This window comes from Streptomyces beijiangensis, from assembly GCF_017315755.1.
GTDB lineage: Bacteria > Actinomycetota > Actinomycetes > Streptomycetales > Streptomycetaceae > Streptomyces > Streptomyces beijiangensis.
Window position 1 is genome coordinate 1 of record NZ_JAFLRJ010000062.1, and the last position, 16,136, is coordinate 16,136.

Consider the following 16,136-nt stretch of genomic DNA (forward strand, 5'->3'; position numbering starts at 1 on the left):
GTGTAGCTCCCCGCGATCACCACATTGATCCCGATCAGGAAGACCATCCGCGACTGCCACGCCCGCAGCGACCCCACATCCCCGTCCCCGCCCACGTACCAGACCGCCGCCTGCAGCAGCCCGATCGCGATCACCGAAGCCAGCGTCCACCGCGCCGCCGTCTGCCACTCCCACACAGCCCGCGCAGCACCGTACTTGGGCGGCTTCACCGGCGGCGGCCCGCCCGCGAACCGGTGCGCGAACCGGGCGTCGGCCCACCGGACCGTCCGGTGCCCCAGCGCCACCGTGAACCCGATGTAGACCGCCGCGAGCCCGTGCATCCAGTCCGGCTCGGCCCCGTTCTTCAGGTCCACCGCCGTCACCACCAGCAGCACCACCTCGAGCAGCGGCTCGCACAGCAGCACCGCCAGCCCCGCCTTCGGCATCTTCGCCGGATACCTGAGCGCCAGCCCCCCGGCCAGCAGCACCCAGAACCCGACCTCGCAGATGACGATCAGTGTGACGATCACGGCCCGCTCCTCTCACAGCCCTTTCGAGCGCAGTCCCTCAAGCGTCACAGCCGTCCGGCGCCCGTCCCTCGTCACCAGTGACGAACCCGCACTGCATCCTTCGATGTACCGGCGCCTCGCCCCGGGTACGGAGGCCGTGCCGTCCCGCGCCCTGTTTGATGGAGGAGTGACGATCCGCCCCGGCCGACTCCCCCGCCCGCACCGCGACGACGCCCTCATCGCCCTCGCCGGTCTGGTCGGCGGTCTCGCGTTCTGGGCGATCGGCCTGCACAGCCAGTCCGGCCGCTGGCTGCCGGGAGCCTGGGTCCTCGTCCCGCTGTTCGTGATGTCCGGTCTTGAACTGCTGCGCAGGACCGCCCCGCAGACCGCCCTGGTCCTCGCCACGCTCACCCTGGTCGCGGACCAGTTCACCCGCGGGAACCTCGCCACCGTCCTGATGTTCACGGACATCATGTACGCGGCCGTGCTGTACGGGACCCCGGCCGCCGCCCGCCGTATCCCCCGCGTCACGGTCCTCCTCACCATCACCGTCACCGTCGGCTGCTACGCCTGGCTCCGTACCCCGGACGCCCTCCTCATCGGCATCGCCACCGGCCTGATCGCCTTCACCCCTGCCGCCACCGGCGTTCTCGTACGCAACCACCGCGAGGCCGCCGTCACCGCCAGGCTGCAGGCCGAACAGACCGCGCTGCTCGCCGAGATGGACCGCACCCAGGCGGTGATCGCCGAGCGCTCCCGGATGGCCCGCGAACTCCACGACATGGTGGCGAACCACCTCTCCGCCATCGCCATCCACTCCACCGCCGCGCTCTCCATCGACGACCCGAAGACCAGCCGCGACGCCCTCGGCGTCATCCGCGAGAACAGCGTCGACGGCCTCGCCGAGATGCGCCGGCTCATCGGCCTGCTGCGCGACAGCAGCGGGGACCGGGAGCCGGCCGCGGCCCCGACGCTGGCCGGACTCGACGCGCTGGTCTCCCAGGCCCGTACGAACGGACTCGACGCGCATCTCACCGACGCACGCCCCGCGGGCGAGAAGCTCCCCACCCCGGTCGAGCTCGCCGCGTACCGCATCGTCCAGGAGTCCCTCACCAACGCCCTCAAGCACGCCGCCCCCGGCGAGGTCACCGTCACTCTCGCCCGTGAGGGGTCGGCGCTCACGGTGTGCGTGCGCAGCCCGCACGGTGAGCGCCCCGGCCCCCGCGCTCCCGGCTCCGGGGCCGGGCTGATCGGGATGCACGAGCGGGTGGAGCTGCTCGGCGGCACCTTCGGGGCCGGGAAGTGCGATGCGGGAAAGGTCTGGCAGGTACGGGCCCGACTGCCCGTGACAGAAGGGGGTTCCACCGTATGACGATCCGCGTCCTGGTCGCCGAGGACCAGTCCGCCGTACGGGCGGGCCTGGTCCTCATCCTGGGCAGCGCCCCCGACATCGAGGTCGTCGGCGAGGCGGCGGACGGCGAGCGAGCTGTCGCCCTCGCCCGCGAGCTCCGCCCCGATCTGGTGCTGATGGACATCCAGATGCCCCGCCTGGACGGCGTCTCGGCCACCCGCCAGGTCGTCGCCGAACAGCTCGCCGACGTACTGGTCCTGACCACCTTCGATCTCGACGAGTACGTTTTCGGCGCGCTGCGCGCGGGCGCGTCCGGCTTCCTCCTGAAGAACACCGAGGCCAAGGACCTGATCGAGGCGGTACGGACCGTGGCGCGCGGCGAGGGCCTCATCGCCCCCGCCGTCACACGCCGCCTGATCGCCGAGTTCGGACGCCCCGGCGCCCGTCGCGCCGACGGTCCCGACCCCGCGATCCTGGACGCACTGACCCGCCGTGAGCGCGAAGTGCTCGCCTGTCTGGGCGGCGGGCTGTCCAATGCGGAGATCGCGGTCCGGCTCTCCATGGCCGAGGGGACGGTCAAGACCCACGTCAGCCGCCTCCTGGGCAAGCTCGAACTGCGCAGCAGGGTGCAAGCGGCCGTCCTGGCACAGGAGTTGGGGCTCTGACTGTGCTTTCTCGGGGGCTGCGGTCTGGACCTCTTGACGATTGGTCCAGACCTTCCTACGCTCACCGCACACACTGCGGTGAGCGTGCCATGACAGACAGTTCCACGGCACCCTCAGGGCGGCGCAGAGTGCGCAAGCGGACCCACCCCCATCTCAGTCCGTTCACCACTCGAGGAGCCCTCTTGAGCACACGCTTCAGATCAAGACGCGCCAGATCAAGACGTTCCAGATACGCCGCAGCCCTGACCGCACTCCTCCTCCCGCTCGCAGCGGCCGTGGGTCTGGCGACCCCGGCCCAGGCCGCGGGCCCGACCGCCACGTACGCCAAGACCTCCGACTGGGGCACCGGCTTCGGCGCGGGCTGGACCGTGAAGAACGCCGGCACCACCAGCATCAGCAGCTGGACCGTCGAGTGGGACTACCCGGCGGGCACCTCGGTGACCTCGGCCTGGGACGCCGATGTCACCTCGTCCGGCACCCACTGGACCGCCAAGAACAAGTCCTACAACGGCACCCTCGCCCCCGGCGCCTCGGTCTCCTTCGGCTTCAACGGCGCGGGCTCAGGATCCCCCTCCAACTGCAAGCTCAACGGCGCCTCCTGTGACGGCGGCACCACCGTCCCCGGCGACAACCCGCCCTCCGCGCCCGGGACTCCGACCGCGAGCGCCGTCACCAACACCACCCTGACGCTCAACTGGTCCGCCGCGACGGACGACAAGGGCATCAAGAACTACGACGTCTACCGCGGCTCGACCAAGATCGCCACGGTGACCGGCACCACGGCGAACGACACGGGTCTGACCGCCGGCACCACGTACACCTACAGCGTCAAGGCGCGCGACACGATCGACCAGGTCGGCACCTCGTCCGGCACGCTCACCGTCACCACCACGGGCGGCGGAGGCGGCAACCCCGGCGGCAAGGTCAAGCTCGGGTACTTCACCGACTGGGGCGTCTACGGACGGAACTACCACGTCAAGAACCTGGAGACCTCGGGCTCCGCGGCGAAGATCACGCACATCAACTACGCCTTCGGCAACGTCACCGGCGGCAAGTGTGCGATCGGCGACGCCTACGCCGACTATCAGAAGACCTATGACGCGTCCGGCAGCGTCGACGGCGTCGCCGACACCTGGGACCAGCCCGTCGCCGGCAGTTTCAACCAGCTCCGCAAGCTGAAGAAGCTGCACCCGAACCTCAAGATCCTGTGGTCTTTCGGCGGCTGGACCTGGTCCGGCGGCTTCGGCCAGGCAGCCCAGAACCCGGCCGCCTTCGCCCAGTCCTGCTACGACCTGGTCGAGGACCCGCGCTGGGCCGATGTCTTCGACGGCATCGACATCGACTGGGAGTACCCCAACGCCTGCGGCCTCTCCTGCGACACCAGCGGTGCCGCTGCCTTCAAGAACGTCATGTCCGCACTGCGCGCCAAGTTCGGCTCCTCGTACCTGGTCACGGCGGCCACCACCGCTGACGGCTCCGACGCAGGCAAGATCGACGCGGCGGACTACGCGGGCGCGGCCCAGTACGTCAACTGGTACAACGTGATGACGTACGACTTCTTCGGCGCCTGGGCGGCCCAGGGCCCCACGGCCCCGCACTCCCCGCTCACCTCCTACGCCGGCATCCCGACGGCCGGCTTCAACACCGCGGACGCCATCGCCAAGTACAAGGCCAAGGGCGTCCCCGCCGCCAAGCTCCTGATCGGCATCGGCTTCTACGGCCGCGGCTGGACCGGAGTGACCCAGGCCGCACCGGGCGGTACGGCGACGGGCCCGGCCCCCGGCACGTACGAACAGGGCATCGAGGACTACAAGGTCCTCAAGACGTCCTGCCCGCCGACCGGCACCATCGCAGGCACCTCGTACGCCAAGTGCGGAACCAACTGGTGGAGCTACGACACCCCGGCCACCATCGCCTCGAAGATCAGCTGGGCGAAGGGCCAGGGCCTGGGCGGCGCGTTCGTCTGGGAGTTCAGCGGTGACACCAGCAACGGCGAGCTGGTGACCGCGGTCAACAACAGCATCGGCTAGCAGCAGCGGCCGGCTCCACACGGACGGAAGCCGGGGAGAGGGGTCCGCCCCCACTCTCCCCGGCTTCTTCAGTCCGTACGTACGTACCTGAATCGCCTAGGCGACATTCACCCTCTGGCCGGGCGGCGCGGCCTCCAGCCAGGCAAGGAAGCCGGTCAGCGCGTCGTCGCTCATCGCCAGCTCCAGGCGCGTACCGCGATGGACGCAGCCGAGCACCACGGCGTCGGAGAGAAGCGCCAGCTCCTCCTCGCCCTCGGGCAGCCGCCGTGCGACCACCTCGATGGACTGCCGATCCAGGATCCGGCGCGGTCGCACCGCGTACGAGAAGACCCGGTACCACTCGATCCGGTCGCCGCTGTAGCGGGCGACGCCGTACACCCAACCCTTGCCCGTGGGATCCGGTTTCTCGGAGATGTCCCAGCGGACACTGCAGTCGAAGGTGCCGCCCGAACGCTGGATCAGCCGTCGGCGCAGCCCGAAGACGAAGAGTCCCACCGCCACCAGCACGACGACCAGGCCGCACACAAGCAGAGCGAGGATCATCTACACCGACCTCCTCGCCTCACGCAGTCATGGACCAGCTTCTGCATCGCCTCAGCCGCGACCCGCTCCGGAAAATTCCGGACGGGCCGCGGCTGAGGACAAATCTCTCAGGTGCGGGGCGTCACTGCCCCGTAGCCGCGCGGAGACGGACATCGGCACGCCGTTCGGCGCCCGCGTCCTCCTCCGACTTGGCACTCTCCAGCGCACGCTCGGCGCGCTGGACGTCGATCTCGTCGGCCAGCTCCGCGATCTCGGCCAGCAACGACAGCTTGTTGTCCGCGAACGAGATGAACCCGCCGTGCACAGCGGCGACGACAGTGCCGCCCTCGCTGGTACGGATGGTCACCGGGCCCGATTCCAGCACTCCGAGGAGCGGCTGGTGACCGGGCATGACGCCGATGTCGCCGGACGTGGTGCGCGCGACCACCAGGGTGGCCTCGCCGGACCAGACGTTACGGTCCGCCGCGACCAGCTCGACGTGCAGCTCAGCAGCCAAGGGAGGCTCCTCGGGTCACCACCCGGCGGATTGAGCCGGGTGTCGGGTCAAAGTCTAGTGGGGCGCGCGATGCCGAAACACCGCGGGCCCTTCCCGGCCTCTCGGCCGGGGTTCCGGGGGTTGTCCCCCCGGGAGATACAGCGTGGGTGGAAGGAGAGGGGCGGAACGGGTCCCGCCCCTCTCCTGTCAGTCCCGTGAGTCAGTGGACTCAGGAGACGCCGAGCTCCTTGGCGTTCGCCTTGAGGTCCTCGATGCCACCGCACATGAAGAACGCCTGCTCGGGGAAGTGGTCGTAGTCCCCGTCGCAGATCGCGTTGAACGCGGTGATCGACTCTTCGAGCGGTACGTCCGAACCGTCCACGCCGGTGAACTGCTTGGCGACGTGGGTGTTCTGCGACAGGAAGCGCTCGACGCGACGGGCGCGGTGGACGACAAGCTTGTCCTCTTCGCCCAGCTCGTCGATACCGAGGATCGCGATGATGTCCTGAAGATCCTTGTACTTCTGAAGGATCGTCTTGACGCGCATCGCGGCGTCGTAGTGCTCCCGCGCGATGTAGCGCGGGTCCAGGATGCGGGACGTCGAGTCCAGCGGGTCGACCGCCGGGTAGATGCCCTTCTCCGAGATCGGACGCGACAGAACGGTCGTCGCGTCCAGGTGGGCGAAGGTGGTCGCCGGCGCCGGGTCGGTCAGGTCGTCCGCGGGGACGTAGATCGCCTGCATCGAGGTGATCGAGTGACCACGCGTCGAGGTGATGCGCTCCTGCAGCAGACCCATCTCGTCAGCCAGGTTCGGCTGGTAACCCACGGCGGACGGCATGCGACCGAGAAGGGTCGACACCTCCGAACCGGCCTGGGTGTAACGGAAGATGTTGTCGATGAAGAAGAGCACGTCCTGCTTCTGCACATCGCGGAAGTACTCCGCCATGGTCAGACCGGCCAGCGCGACGCGAAGACGCGTGCCCGGCGGCTCGTCCATCTGACCGAAGACAAGCGCCGTCTTGTCGATGACGCCGGACTCGGCCATCTCCTCGATGAGGTCGTTGCCCTCACGGGTACGCTCACCGACGCCCGCGAACACCGACACACCGTCGTGGTTGTTGGCGACGCGGTAGATCATTTCCTGGATCAGAACGGTCTTGCCGACACCGGCACCACCGAACAGACCGATCTTTCCACCCTTGACGTACGGGGTGAGAAGGTCGATGACCTTGACGCCGGTCTCGAACATCTCGGTCTTCGACTCGAGCTGGTCGAACGCCGGAGCCTTGCGGTGGATGGGCCACCGCTCGGTGATCTCCGACTCGGCCTCGGGCTTGTTCAGGATCTCGCCGAGGGTGTTGAACACCTTGCCCTTGGTGACGTCGCCGACCGGCACCGTGATGCCGTTGCCGGTGTTGGTCACCGGGGCCTGGCGGACCAGACCGTCGGTCGGCTGCATCGAGATCGCCCGGACCACGCCGTCACCCAGGTGCTGGGCGACTTCGAGGGTCAGCGTCTTGATCTTGCCGTCTTCGGCCGGGTCGGCCACCTGGACGTGCAGTGCGTTGTAGATCTCGGGCATCGCGTCGACGGGGAACTCCACGTCGACGACCGGGCCGATGACCCGGGCGACGCGGCCCGTGGCTACGGCCGTCTCAACAGAGGTCGTCATTACTTGTCACTCCCCGCGGATGCGTCTGCCATGGCGCTGGCGCCACCGACGATCTCGCTGATTTCCTGGGTGATTTCGGCCTGGCGGGCCGCGTTGGCAAGCCGGGAGAGGCTCTTGACGAGATCCCCGGCGTTGTCGGTCGCCGACTTCATCGCACGACGGCGGGCAGCGTGCTCGGAAGCAGCGGACTGCAGCAGTGCGTTGTAGATACGGCTCTCGACGTAGCGCGGCAGCAGGGCGTCGAGGACGTCCTCCGCCGACGGCTCGAAGTCGAACAGCGGAAGGATCTCGCCCTTCGTGCTGCTCTCCTCCTGAACCTTCTCGAGCGAGAGAGGCAGCATCCGGTCGTCGACGGGGTTCTGCGTCATCATCGACACGAATTCCGTGAAGACGATGTGCAGTTCGTCGACTCCGCCTTCGGCCGTCTCCGTCTGGATGGCCTCGATCAGCGGCGCTGCCACGTTCTTGGCGTCCGCGTAGCTCGGGCTGTCGGTGAAGCCGGTCCACGACTCCGCGACCTTGCGCTCGCGGAAGCCGTAGTAGGCGACACCCTTGCGGCCGACGATGTACGTGTCGACCTCCTTGCCCTCGCCGCGCAGCCGCTCGGTCAGCCGGTCCGCAGCCTTGATGGCGTTGGACGAGTAGCCGCCGGCCAGTCCGCGGTCGCTCGTGATGAGGACGATCGCGGCCCGGGCCGGGGCCTCGGCCTCGGTGGTGAGCGGGTGCTTGGTGGTGGAGCCGGTCGCGACCGCGGTCACCGCACGGGTGAGCTCGGTTGCGTACGGCATCGATGCCGCCACCTTGCGCTGCGCCTTGACGATGCGCGAGGCGGCGATCATCTCCATCGCCTTGGTGATCTTCTTGGTCGCCGTGACGGCACGGATTCGACGCTTGTAGACCCGGAGCTGCGCTCCCATGAGTCAGGTCCCTTCCGTCGTCACTTGGAGACGTTGACGGTCGGCGTGTCCTCGCCCAGCAGCTTGCCGTCCGAGGTCTCGAACTGGCGCTTGAAGGCGGTGATCGCGTCGGCGATCGAGGTCAGCGTGTCGTCCGACATCTTGCCGCCCTCGGCGATCGAGGTGAGAAGCTCCTTGCGCTCGCGGCGCAGGTGCTCCAGCAGCTCGGTCTCGAAGCGGCGGATGTCCTCGACCGGTACGTCGTCCATCTTGCCGGTGGTGCCGGCCCAGACGGAGACGACCTGCTCCTCGACGGGCATCGGCTGGTACTGGCCCTGCTTCAGCAGCTCGACCATGCGCTTGCCGCGCTCCAGCGAAGACTTCGACGCCGCGTCCAGGTCGGAACCGAAGGCGGCGAACGCCTCCAGCTCGCGGTACTGGGCGAGGTCGACACGGAGCCGGCCCGAGACCTGCTTCATGGCCTTGTGCTGGGCGGAGCCACCGACGCGGGAGACCGAGATACCGACGTTCAGCGCGGGCCGCTGGCCGGCGTTGAACAGGTCGGACTCAAGGAAGCACTGACCGTCGGTGATGGAGATGACGTTGGTCGGGATGAACGCCGACACGTCGTTCGCCTTGGTCTCGACGATCGGGAGACCCGTCATCGAGCCCTTGCCCATCTCGTCCGAGAGCTTGGCGCAACGCTCCAGCAGACGCGAGTGCAGGTAGAAGACGTCGCCCGGGTAGGCCTCGCGGCCCGGCGGACGGCGCAGCAGCAGGGACACGGCGCGGTAGGCGTCGGCCTGCTTCGACAGGTCGTCGAAGATGATGAGGACGTGCTTGCCGGCGTACATCCAGTGCTGGCCGATGGCCGAACCGGTGTACGGGGCGAGGTACTTGAAGCCTGCCGGGTCGGAAGCCGGAGCAGCGACGATCGTCGTGTACTCCAGGGCGCCCGCATCCTCCAGCGCACCGCGCACAGACGCGATGGTGGAGCCCTTCTGGCCGATGGCGACGTAGATGCAGCGCACCTGCTTGTTCACGTCGCCCGAGCGCCAGTTGTCGCGCTGGTTGATGATCGTGTCGATCGCCAGAGCGGTCTTGCCGGTCTGACGGTCACCGATGATCAGCTGACGCTGGCCACGGCCGATCGGCACCATGGCGTCGACAGCCTTGTAGCCGGTCTGCATCGGCTCGTGGACCGACTTACGGACCATGACGCCGGGAGCCTGCAGCTCCAGTGCGCGCCGGCCGTCGGTTGCGATCTCGCCGAGGCCGTCGATCGGGTTGCCGAGCGGGTCGACAACGCGGCCGAGGTAGCCCTCGCCGACACCGACGGAGAGCACCTCACCGGTGCGTCGCACCGGCTGGCCCTCCTCGACACCACTGAACTCGCCGAGGATGACCGCACCGATCTCGCGCTCATCGAGGTTGAGGGCGAGACCGAGGGTGCCGTCCTCGAACTTCAGCAGTTCGTTCGCCATGGCAGAGGGAAGACCCTCTACCTTCGCGATGCCGTCGCCGGCAACGCTGACCGTTCCGACCTCCTCGCGCGAGGCCGCGTCCGGCTGGTACGACTGGACAAAATTCTCCAGCGCATCCCGGATCTCCTCCGGCCGGATCGTGAGCTCCGCCATCTGGGTTCCCTGCTCTCCTTGTTGAGCCGAATCAATTACGTCGGCCCAACTCGGGCCGTTATCAGTCTTGTTGAGTTGGTGGCTGGACTCAGCCGGCTAGGCAGACATACGCCTTGATGCCTCGTCGAGACGGTCCGCGATCGAGCCGTTGATGACCTCGTCACCGACGCGTACCTGCAGTCCTCCGAGGACCGCGGGGTCAACGTCGAGGTTGAGGTGCATCTGACGGCCGTAGAGCTTTGCCAGTACGCCACCGAGACGGAGCTTCTGGTCGTCGCTCAGCGGTACCGCCGAGGTGACGACCGCGACCATCCGGTCCCGGCGCTCCGCGGCGAGCTTGGAGAGGGACTCGAGTCCCGCTTCCAGGCTACGTCCACGGGGCTGTGTCACAAGTCGTACGACCAGGCGCTCGGTGACCGGGGCCGCCTTGCCGCCGAGCAGGCTGCGCAGCAGCTCGCTCTTGGCAGTGGCGGGTGCCCTGCGGTCGGTGAGCGCGGAGCGCAGCTCGGTGGAGGAGGAGACGATCCGGCCGAACCGGAACAGCTCGTCCTCCACGTTGTCGAGCGCGCCCGACTTCTGCGCCGCGGTGAGGTCGGCGGTGGCCGCCAGCTCCTCGGCCGCGTCCACGAGATCACGCGACTGCGACCAGCGCGAGCGGACCATACCGGTCAGCAGATCGGCGGTCGGACCGCTGACCTGGCTGCCGAACAGCCGCCCTGCCAGCTCGGCCTTGGCCTCGCCGGACTGCGACGGGTCGGTCAGGACCCGGCGCAGGGACACCTCGCGGTGCAGCAGCGCGGTGACGGCGGCGAGCTCGTCCGCGAGGGTCGCCGCTTCGGCCGACGAGGAGTCGGTCAGTGCGTCGAGTCGCGTCCGTGCGGCAGCCAGTGCCTCGCGGCTCGCGCCCTTCATCGGGCGGCCCCGGCCTTCTCCTCGAGATCAGCGAGGAAACGATCGACGGTGCGGCTCTGCCGGGCGTGGTCCTCGAGGGACTCGCCGACGAGCTTGCCTGCCAGGTCGGTGGCGAGCTTGCCCACGTCCTGGCGCAGCGACTGCGCGGCCTGCTTGCGGTCGGCCTCGATCTGGGTGTGACCGGCAGCGATGATTTCCTCACGCTGACGCTGGCCCTCCGCACGCATCTCCAGGATGAGTGCGGCACCCTGCTCCTGCGCCTCCTGGCGCAGACGAGCGGCCTCGTGCCGGGCCTCGGCGAGCTGGGCCTTGTACTGCTCCAGCACACTCTCGGCCTCGAGCTTGGCCGCGTCGGCCTTCTCGATGCCACCCTCGATCGCCTCACGGCGCTCGTCCAGAACCTTGTTGATGTTCGGAAGGAGCTTCTTCGCGAGGAAGCCGAAGACGATGGCAAAGGCGAGCAGACCGATGACCAGCTCGTCGAGATGCGGGACGAGGGGATTCTGGGTCTCCGCCTCCGCCGCAAGGAACAGAGCGTTCACATCAGTGCCTTCCATGAATGGGGTTGGGCTTGTCGGGCCGGTTTACTGGTAGACGAAGCCCATGACGATGCCGATGAGGGCAAGCGCCTCGCAGAAGGCGAAACCCATGATCTGGTTGGTACGGATCAGGCCGGCAGCCTCGGGCTGACGGGCCAGCGCCTGGGTGCCGTTACCGAAGATGATGCCGACGCCGACGCCGGGGCCGATCGCCGCGAGGCCGTAGCCGATGGAGGCGACGTTGCCGACCACGTTGGTCTTGGCGGAAGGGTCAGCGGCGAGGTTGACCAATTCGAGAGCAGCGGACATGCCGTTACTTCCTTCTCTTTCACGGACCCGATGGGGGTTGGCCATCGGACGTCTGGTTGGACTGATGAGCAAGCGGGCTGGCTCAGTGGCTCTCGGCGAGCGCGCCCTGGATGTAGCTGGATGCCAGGAGCACGAAGACGTACGCCTGGACGGCCTGGATGAACAACTCGAAGAGCGTCATCACGATGACCATGACGAACGACACGGTGCCGTAGGCGATGCCGATGCCGTTCATCAAGTACCAGGAGGCGATCGTGAACATCACGATCAGCAGGTGGCCGGCGAACATGTTCGCGAAGAGCCGGACCGCGTGGGTGAAGGGCCGGATGATCAGGTTCGAGAAGAACTCGATCACGACGACCAGCGGCATGACCCAGCCGAGCGACTTGTCGTAGCCGGTGATGTTCTTCCAGGCGCCGACGAAGCCGTGCTTCTTGAAGGTCAGGCTGACCCACACGACGTACACGATCAGCGCGAGACCGGCCGGGAAGGCGATCAGCGAGGTGACCGGGAACTGGGCGAGCGGGATGATCGACCAGAGGTTGAGCATCCACACGAAGAAGAACAGGGACACCATCAGCGGGACGTACTTCTCGCCGTCCTTCTTGCCGATGATCTCGTAGACGATGCCGCGGCGTACGAAGTCGTAACCCGCCTCACCGACCATCTGCACCTTGCCGGGAACCAGCTTCGGCTTGTTGAACGCCGCCCAGAAGAAGGCGACGATCACGACCGTGGCGAGCAGCGCGAGCAGCATCGGCTTGGTGAAGTCGAAGCCGCCCACGGAGAACATGGGCTCGTAAAGGAAGGTGTGGAGGCCCGGTGCCGGGAACCCGCATCCGGAGAAAATGTGGCAGCTCGCATCAAAGGCAAGCGTTGTGTCAGCACTCACCGCGGGCTCCTTCAGCGTGGCGCATAGGTACGGCAACCTCGTTGTGTCGGCGCGGCGCGCAGCCGCGGGTCGGCACTGGACTGGTGGTCTTACGGACGTGGGCGGGGCGGTTCGACATCGAGCCTCGCGCTGGGACAGGCGTCAGCTCGGATACCCGCGCCCGCAGTGCCGCAGTTGGCACCGGACGATAGCAGCATCGCGAACAGCGTTTTATCCCGGCCCTACCGTTCACGACGTGGACCCGCTCGTCTCGGGCTTGGCGACCGAGGAGGGAGTGGGTTCGACGTAAAGAATCTTGGCCTTCATGTAGGCGCGCGCCTGTGCCGCGACCCACGTGATCGTGCACGCGAGCAGAGTGAAGGCGAACGCCTTGAAGTTGAAGAACTCGGTGTGCTTGAAGAGGCCCATCAAAACGAAAAGCAGCAGCAGTTGGGCCACGTAGAGAAGCATCCCCATGGCCTGGAACAGATGCGGAAAGCTCTTTGCGGTGCGTTGCAGCACCACGAGTCCGGCTCCCATGAAGGCGATCACCACTGCTGCACCGACGGCGGCTCCGATCGCACCCTTGCCGCCCGTGACCACACCGCTGATCGCGACGGCGACGAGGCCGACGGCAGCGCTGGGCAAGGCGGTGGGAAGGAGGATCTGGGCGTCGTTGGACGGCATGGCGGCAGCTCCGCTTCTGGTGGGGGCAGGGTGTCGTCATGGACGAGCGTAGGCCCGGTCCGAGAGTGATCTCGCGCCAAAAGGCCTTCGCACTAAGGCCCTTCGGCTCTGTTGCCGGGTTTCGTGAACGGTATCACAAACTATTTGATGAGGTCTTTACCATGGAGGTGTGCTGCCCGTCACACATGAGAGTTAATCCGCGCGTCTGTGCAGCGGGACAGCCACTTTGTCTGGTATTGGCGGCAGTTGAGCAATGCGTCAGCGGGTCGTGCCGGCCTTCCGCCGGTCAGGGAAGCGCGATCGGGGGCCAACTGCGGTCGCACCATTGACACCTGCCGGAATTGGCGGCTTTTCATCCGATTCGTCCACTGCTTCGTCCGCTGCTTCGTCCTCGGTGGCCTCGGTGGCCTCCTCACCCCTCGGCCGCCGGTAGCGCGGCGGCACGAACCGCTCCGCCCAGCGCGGGGCGTGCGGCTTGAAACGCGGCAGCAGCAGAAGTACGAGACCGATCGCGCTCAGCATCACGATGGCAAGCACCACCCACATCGAGGTGGACTGCACGGAGATGGCGAGCGCACCGAAGGCGAACAGCGCCGACCAGAAGTACATGATCAGCACCGCACGGCTCTGCGAGTGGCCGATCTCCAGGAGCCGGTGGTGCAGATGCCCGCGGTCGGCGGCGAACGGCGACTGCCCGTTCCAGGTACGCCGGACGATGGCGAGGACCAGGTCGGCCATCGGGATCGCGATGATCGTCAGCGGCATCAGCAGCGGGATGAAGACCGGGAGCATCGCGTGGGTGGCGTTGCGCACACCGCCGAGGTTCAAGTTGAGCGCGTCCGGGTCGACCTGACCCGTCACCGAGATCGCGGCGGCCGCCATGACGAGGCCGATCATCATCGATCCCGAGTCGCCCATGAAGATTCTGGCGGGGTGCATGTTGTGCGGCAGGAAGCCCAGGCACATGCCCATGAGGATCGCCGCGAAGAGGGTCGCCGGGGCGGCGGCCTCGATCCCGTACCCGTACCAGAGGCGGTAGGTGTACATGAAGAACGCCGCGGCGGCGATGCAGACCATGCCCGCCGCAAGTCCGTCCAGACCGTCCACGAAGTTGACCGCGTTGATCGTGATGACCACGAGAGCGACCGTGAGCAGGGTGGACTGCCAGGAGGTCAGGGAGACCGTGCCGATGCCCGGGATGGGCAGCCAGAGGATCTCCAGGCCCTGCATGACCATGACGCCCGCGGCGATCATCTGGCCGCCGAGCTTGATCAGGGCGTCGATCTCGAACTTGTCGTCCAGTACGCCGATCAGCCAGATCAGCCCGGCCCCCGAGAGCAGCGCACGCGGCTCGTTGGAGAGCGTGAAGACGCCGTTGAGGTTCACCAGGTGGTCGGCGACCAGCAGTCCGGCGCACAGACCGCCGAACATGGCGATGCCACCGAGCCGCGGTGTCGGTTCTCTGTGCACGTCTCTCGCACGGATCTCCGGCATTGCCCCGGCCACGATGGCGAACTTCCGCACCGGCCCCGTCAGCAGATAGGTCACTGCGGCTGTGACGCACAGCGTCAGCAGATATTCACGCACGGGCTGCCCCACAGGTATCGCTGGCCATCTCAGCCCCACACCCTAGCTCTCACGTGCATGCCATGGAGGACACACGGGTAGCGATGATGGTTGCACAGTGCCCGACTACCCCGGATACGGCGGATATGTGCGGGTGAGTTCGCGCACCTCCGCCAGGACTTCCCTGGCGTCTCGCTCTTCGCGCAGAACCACCCCGAAGAGCACGGCGATCCGCGCCATTTCGGCCTCCCGCATGCCCTGTGTGGTGACCGCGGCCGTCCCAAGGCGGATGCCGCGCGCATCTCCCCACGGCAGCGCGCAGGTGTCCAGGACCAGCCCGGCGGCGGCGAGTCGGCTGCGCGCGGCCTGGCCGTCGACACCCAGCGGCGCCGGATCTGCGGTGATCAAATGGGTGTCCGTACCCCCGGTGGTGACGGTGAGACCCTCCGTCAGCAGTCCGGCGGCGAGCACCCGGGCGTTGGCGACCACCTGATGGGCGTACGCGGTGAACGCGGGCGCGCCCGCCTCGGCGAAGGCGACGGCCTTCGCGGCGACCGTGTGCATCTGGGCGCCGCCCTGGGTGAAGGGGAAGACCGCCCGGTCGATGCGCTCCGCGAGCTCGGCGCCGCACAGGATCATGCCGCCGCGCGGCCCGCGCAGCACCTTGTGCGTGGTCGCGCAGACCACATCGGCGTACGGCACCGGGTTGGGGGCCGCTCCCCCGGCGACCAGGCCGATGGGGTGGGCCGCGTCCGCGATCAGATAGGCGCCGGCCTCGTCCGCGATCTCGCGGAAGGCCGCGTAGTCGGGGTGGCGCGGGTAGGAGATCGAGCCGCAGACGATGGCTCTGGGGTGGTGTTCGCGGGCGAGGGCGCGTACCTGCCCGTAGTCGATGAGACCGCTCTCGCCGTCGACCCCGTACCCGACGAAGTCGAACCAGCGTCCGGAGAAATTGGCGGGCGACCCGTGCGTGAGGTGCCCGCCGTGGGTGAGTCCCATGGCCAGGACGGTGTCACCGGGGCGGAGCAGGGCGGCGTACGCGGCGAGGACGGCGGAGGAGCCGGAGTGCGGCTGTACGTTCGCGTGCTCGGCCCCGAAGAGAGCCGCGGCCCGCTCGCAGGCGATCCGCTCGGCGACGTCCACCAGCTCGCAGCCGCCGTGGTGGCGGGCGCCGGGATAGCCCTCGGCGTACTTGTTGGCGAGCGGGGAGCCGAGGGCGGCCAGTACGGCCGGGGAGGTGAAGTTCTCGGCGGCGATCAGCTGGAGGGAGCTCGCCTGGCGTGCCTCCTCGGCAAGGATGACGTCGGCGATCTCGGGGTCCTGGCGGCGCAGGGCGTCGAGGCCTGCGGCCTGTGCAGCGGTGGCGTGTGCAGCAGTGGTGACCGACATGGCTGGCTCCTCCGGCGTCGGAACCAATGTAGGACGGGGTCGGCCGGACCGCCTGCGGCGAGTGCTCTTCGCGGCTCCGCCGCGACCGGGGCGCTGCCCCGGACCC

At 68.0% G+C, this 16,136-nt stretch carries 16 protein-coding genes; 3 read left to right on the plus strand and 13 right to left on the minus strand.

All coding sequences use genetic code 11. The annotated features are described in order from the left end of the window. Positions 1-509: hypothetical protein (locus tag J0695_RS07165; protein ID WP_206961005.1), on the minus strand; the 509-nt coding region annotated here is incomplete at its 3' end. A gap of 103 nt (positions 510-612) precedes the next feature. Here J0695_RS07165 and J0695_RS07170 point away from each other — a divergent pair. The 3 genes from J0695_RS07170 to J0695_RS07180 all read left to right on the plus strand — a co-directional run bounded on the left by J0695_RS07170 (position 613) and on the right by J0695_RS07180 (position 4,534). Continuing rightward, positions 613-1,860: a sensor histidine kinase gene (locus J0695_RS07170; protein WP_206961006.1), complete on the plus strand. Its 1,248-nt coding sequence runs from the start codon at positions 613-615 to the stop codon at positions 1,858-1,860. Then, the gene (locus J0695_RS07175; protein ID WP_206961007.1) at positions 1,857-2,504 is read left to right on the plus strand and encodes a response regulator; all 648 of its coding nucleotides are present in this window, start codon (positions 1,857-1,859) and stop codon (positions 2,502-2,504) included. The genes J0695_RS07170 and J0695_RS07175 overlap by 4 nt, the downstream gene beginning before the upstream one ends. A 182-nt stretch (positions 2,505-2,686) precedes the next feature. After that, the gene (locus J0695_RS07180; RefSeq protein WP_372445716.1) at positions 2,687-4,534 is read left to right on the plus strand and encodes a glycosyl hydrolase family 18 protein; all 1,848 of its coding nucleotides are present in this window, start codon (positions 2,687-2,689) and stop codon (positions 4,532-4,534) included. A 96-nt stretch (positions 4,535-4,630) separates the two neighbouring features. On the opposite strand, the gene J0695_RS07185 is transcribed toward J0695_RS07180, so the two are convergent. The 12 genes from J0695_RS07185 to glyA form a co-directional block, all read right to left on the minus strand. After that, on the minus strand, positions 4,631-5,077 hold the full coding sequence (locus J0695_RS07185) for a DUF2550 domain-containing protein (protein ID WP_206961009.1): 447 nt from the start codon (positions 5,075-5,077) through the stop codon (positions 4,631-4,633). A 121-nt stretch (positions 5,078-5,198) separates the two neighbouring features. Continuing rightward, positions 5,199-5,573, minus strand: coding sequence for a F0F1 ATP synthase subunit epsilon (locus tag J0695_RS07190; RefSeq protein ID WP_206961010.1), 375 nt, complete (start codon positions 5,571-5,573; stop codon positions 5,199-5,201). Positions 5,574-5,781: 208 nt separating this feature from the next. Next, the gene (atpD, locus tag J0695_RS07195; protein ID WP_206961011.1) at positions 5,782-7,224 is read right to left on the minus strand and encodes a F0F1 ATP synthase subunit beta; all 1,443 of its coding nucleotides are present in this window, start codon (positions 7,222-7,224) and stop codon (positions 5,782-5,784) included. Continuing rightward, a complete protein-coding gene (locus tag J0695_RS07200) occupies positions 7,224-8,141 on the minus strand; it encodes a F0F1 ATP synthase subunit gamma (protein WP_206961012.1) in 918 nt (305 codons plus the stop codon). The genes atpD and J0695_RS07200 overlap by 1 nt, the downstream gene beginning before the upstream one ends. A gap of 20 nt (positions 8,142-8,161) precedes the next feature. Further along, positions 8,162-9,757 (minus strand): F0F1 ATP synthase subunit alpha, encoded by a 1,596-nt coding sequence (gene atpA / locus J0695_RS07205; RefSeq protein ID WP_206961013.1) that lies wholly within the window; start codon positions 9,755-9,757, stop codon positions 8,162-8,164. A 96-nt stretch (positions 9,758-9,853) separates the two neighbouring features. Beyond that, positions 9,854-10,669, minus strand: coding sequence for a F0F1 ATP synthase subunit delta (locus J0695_RS07210; protein WP_206961014.1), 816 nt, complete (start codon positions 10,667-10,669; stop codon positions 9,854-9,856). Continuing rightward, positions 10,666-11,211 carry a F0F1 ATP synthase subunit B gene (locus J0695_RS07215; protein WP_206961015.1) on the minus strand — a complete coding sequence of 182 codons (546 nt, stop codon included), beginning with the start codon at positions 11,209-11,211 and terminating at the stop codon, positions 10,666-10,668. Before J0695_RS07215 ends, J0695_RS07210 begins: the two co-directional genes overlap by 4 nt. Before the next feature lie 42 nt (positions 11,212-11,253). Further along, positions 11,254-11,517: an ATP synthase F0 subunit C gene (gene atpE / locus J0695_RS07220; RefSeq protein ID WP_206961016.1), complete on the minus strand. Its 264-nt coding sequence runs from the start codon at positions 11,515-11,517 to the stop codon at positions 11,254-11,256. 82 nt (positions 11,518-11,599) lie between these two features. Next, positions 11,600-12,409: a F0F1 ATP synthase subunit A gene (gene atpB, locus J0695_RS07225; protein WP_206961017.1), complete on the minus strand. Its 810-nt coding sequence runs from the start codon at positions 12,407-12,409 to the stop codon at positions 11,600-11,602. A 228-nt stretch (positions 12,410-12,637) separates the two neighbouring features. Further along, positions 12,638-13,075: a Cg1360 family ATP-synthase-associated protein gene (locus J0695_RS07230; protein ID WP_206961018.1), complete on the minus strand. Its 438-nt coding sequence runs from the start codon at positions 13,073-13,075 to the stop codon at positions 12,638-12,640. A 258-nt stretch (positions 13,076-13,333) separates the two neighbouring features. Then, on the minus strand, positions 13,334-14,662 hold the full coding sequence (locus tag J0695_RS07235) for an MraY family glycosyltransferase (RefSeq protein WP_206961019.1): 1,329 nt from the start codon (positions 14,660-14,662) through the stop codon (positions 13,334-13,336). 105 nt (positions 14,663-14,767) lie between these two features. After that, complete coding sequence (gene glyA / locus J0695_RS07240) at positions 14,768-16,030, minus strand: serine hydroxymethyltransferase (RefSeq protein ID WP_206961020.1); 1,263 nt, start codon at positions 16,028-16,030, stop codon at positions 14,768-14,770. Positions 16,031-16,136: the final 106 nt, after the last annotated feature.